This window comes from Micromonospora sp. ATA51 (assembly GCF_016802855.1).
Lineage (GTDB): Bacteria > Actinomycetota > Actinomycetes > Mycobacteriales > Micromonosporaceae > Micromonospora > Micromonospora sicca.
The window spans coordinates 1-2,942 of record NZ_JAEVHJ010000511.1 but is presented as its reverse complement, the minus strand read 5'-3'; the positions used below and the strand labels follow the sequence as shown (position 1 = coordinate 2,942).

The 2,942-nt window shown below is 75.3% G+C and carries 3 protein-coding genes and 2 pseudogenes; 3 read left to right on the top strand and 2 right to left on the bottom strand.

The window, feature by feature from the left end:
• The 3 genes and pseudogenes from JNW87_RS36890 to JNW87_RS36880 all read left to right on the top strand — a co-directional run.
• Window positions 1–229, top strand: a pseudogene (locus JNW87_RS36890) (sensor histidine kinase); the annotation flags it as partial.
• Window positions 226–888, top strand: a complete 663-nt coding sequence (locus JNW87_RS36885) for a response regulator transcription factor (RefSeq protein ID WP_109800180.1) — start codon at window positions 226–228, stop codon at window positions 886–888. The pseudogene JNW87_RS36890 and the gene JNW87_RS36885, both read left to right, overlap by 4 nt.
• 308 nt (window positions 889–1,196) lie before the next feature.
• On the top strand, window positions 1,197–1,412 hold the full coding sequence (locus tag JNW87_RS36880; RefSeq protein ID WP_130338032.1) for a hypothetical protein: 216 nt from the start codon (window positions 1,197–1,199) through the stop codon (window positions 1,410–1,412).
• A gap of 81 nt (window positions 1,413–1,493) precedes the next feature.
• Here the strand turns inward: JNW87_RS36880 and JNW87_RS36875 are convergent, their stop codons facing one another.
• Together JNW87_RS36875 and JNW87_RS36870 are read right to left on the bottom strand one after the other, a co-directional pair.
• On the bottom strand, window positions 1,494–2,444 hold the full coding sequence (locus JNW87_RS36875) for a VWA domain-containing protein (RefSeq protein ID WP_109800181.1): 951 nt from the start codon (window positions 2,442–2,444) through the stop codon (window positions 1,494–1,496).
• Window positions 2,441–2,942: pseudogene (locus JNW87_RS36870) on the bottom strand (DUF58 domain-containing protein); the annotation flags it as partial. The pseudogene JNW87_RS36870 and the gene JNW87_RS36875, both read right to left, overlap by 4 nt.

Genomic DNA, 2,942 nt, shown 5'->3' with positions numbered 1-2,942 from the left:
GGTGCGGGTCACCGTCCGGCCCGGGCCGCACGCCCTGGCGGTACGGGTCGAGAACTCCGCCGGCGGCGGCGATCCGACGGCGGCCGAGCGGGGCGCCGGGCACGGGCTGACCGGGATGCGCGAGCGGGCCCTCGCGCTGGGCGGTACGTTCGCCGCCGGGCCGGCCGACGGCGGCGGGTACGTCGTCGACGCGGTGCTGCCGTACGACGGGGAGGACGGGAACGGATGATCCGGGTGCTGATCGCCGACGACCAGGCGATGGTCCGGCAGGGCTTCGGCGCGCTGCTGGCCGCCCAGCCGGATTTGCTCGTGGTGGGGGACGCCGCCGACGGCGCGGCAGCGGTGGAGGCGGCCCGCCGGCTGGACCCGGACGTGGTGCTGATGGATGTCCGGATGCCGGTGCTGGACGGGCTCGCGGCGACCCGTCAACTGCTCGGCGACCGCCGGGCCGACCGTCCCCGGGTGCTCATCCTGACCACCTTCGACCTGGACGACTACGTCTACGAGGCGCTGCGCGCCGGGGCCAGCGGCTTCCTGCTGAAGGACGCCCCGGCCGCCGACCTGGTGCACGCGGTCCGGGTGGTGGCGGCCGGGGACGCGCTGCTCGCCCCGACGGTGACCCGCCGGCTGATCGCCGAGTTCGCCGCCCGTCCCGGGCATCACCGGCCCCGGCCGACCGAGCTGGCCGGGCTGACCCCCCGGGAGACCGAGGTGCTGCGCCTGATCGCCCGGGGCCGCTCCAACGCGGAGATCGCCGCCGACCTGGTGGTCGCCGAGCAGACTGTGAAGACCCACGTCGGGCGGATCCTGGCCAAGCTCCAGTTGCGCGACCGCGCCCAGGCCGTGGTCATGGCGTACGAGACGGGTGTGGTCGCCGCCGGGGAGTAGCCCGCAGGACGGCTGACCGGCCGCCCGCCGTACCGCCGGACCGGAGCGCGCTGACCCCTCCGGTGGGGCGGGTGGGGGCCGGTCGGCCGAGTGCGGCGGGCGGGCGCCCCGGGTGTACGATCATCCACGTTTGCGGGCGGTCGATCGCCCGCTTTCCGGGCCCCGCCGACCGCAGGAGGTGATCGCTGTGCGAGATAGCGATCCTCCCAGTCGTGGCCGGGCCGAACGTCAGCCCCGCTGAGCCACGACTCAGTCAGGTGAGCTGACCCAGCTCCCGCTCCCCCGCGTGACCCTCGGCCCCGGCCGGGGTGAGCGTGCTGCGCCGCCCCGATCCGGGCCCGGCCGCGGAGGAGCCCCCCGGTCACGACTTCGTGTGCGCGTCCTGCCTGCCCCTGCGGTCCCGTCGCGGACCGTCCAGCCGCCACCGGAGCCTGTCCATGAGCCGTTACGTCGCCCCGCTGGGCTTCACCCTCGCCGCCGTCTGGGTGGCCGTCCTCTTCGTCCTGGCCGGCGGCGGTCACTGACCACCGCCGGCGTCGGCCGCCCCGATCGGCCATCGCCCCACCGTCGTCGCCGGCCGCCGCCGCGCGGCGCGCCGTGCCCGCTCAGAGCAGGCGCGACGACCAGAGCAGGCTCAGCCCGCCGGCGCAGAGGGCCAGCAGCAGCGCGATCCCCGCGTACCACTGGGTGATCTCCCGCGGCTCGGTCCGGAACCCGATAGAGCTGCCCATGTCCTGGTAGACCTGCTTCAGCTCGCTGACCGAGGCGGCCTCGTAGAAGTACCCCTCGGTGGTTTCGGCGAGCTGCGCGAGGGCCATCCGGTCCACCGGCACCCGCTGCGGCTGGCCGCCGATCTCCACCTGCCCCGAGTCGGTGCCGAACGCGATCGTGGAGACCGGGACGTTCGCCGCCTGGGCCGCCGCGGCGGCCTCCTCCACCGACCGCCCCGACGTGCGGTACCCGTCGGAGAGCAGCACGATCCGGGCCGGCGGGATGCCCGCCGCGCCGTCGGCCGGCACCGAACGGATGGCCTCCAGGCAGGTGAAGACCGCCTCCCCGGTGGCCGTCGACTCGGCCAGCACCAGCCCGTCGATGGCCGTGGTCACCGCCTCCCGGTCCTTGGTCGGCGAGACCAGCACGTTCGCCGACTTGGCGAACGAGACCAACCCGAGGTTGTAGTTCTCCGGCAGCTCCCCGACGAACTGCTTGGCCGCCTCCTGGGCGGCCTCCAGCCGGTTCGGCGCCACGTCGTCGGCCTGCATGGACAGCGACACGTCGATGGCGAGCATGACGGTGGCCCGTTCGAGGGGCTCCTTGGTGTCCATCGCCGGCCGGGCCAGCGCGGTGGCGAGGACGAGCAGGCAGAGCAGGAACGCGGTGGCCGCCGCGTGCCGCCGCCAGCCCAGTCCCTTGGGCGCGAGGGTCCGCAGCAGGTCCACGTTGGTGAACCGCATGGCGTACGCCCGGCGGTGCAGCTGCCGCCAGACGTACGCGGCGGCCAGGGCGAGCACCGGCAGCACGGCCAGCAGCCACCACGGTTGCAGAAAACGGATCATCGTGTCGTCCCTCGGGTGCGGGCGTGCCGCTGCGCGGCCACGAATCGCACCATGTCCAGCAGCCAGTCTCGGTCCGTACGCAGCCGCAGGTGGGCCGCGCCCGCGGCGCGCAGTTCCGCGGCGATCGCCGCCCGCTGGGCGGCGGCCGCGTCGGCGTACCGGCGGCGCAGCCGCGGGTCGGCGGTCTGCACCTCGTGCAGCTCCCCCGTCTCCGGGTCGACCACGGGCAGCACCCCCACGTCGGCAGCTCCAGCTCGCGCGGGTCCACCACCTCGATCGCCAGCACGTCGTGCCGGACCCGCAGCTTACGGATCGGGCGGCCCCACTGCTGCGGCGGTGCCAGGAAGTCGGAGATGACCACCGCCACCCCGCGGCGGCGCGGCGGCCGGTTGAGCATGTCGACCAGCGCGCCGAGGTCGCTGCGCCCGGGCTGGGTCTCGACCTCGGCGATCGCCCGGAGCAGGCCCTGCGCCTCCTTGCGACCGGCCCGGGCGGGCA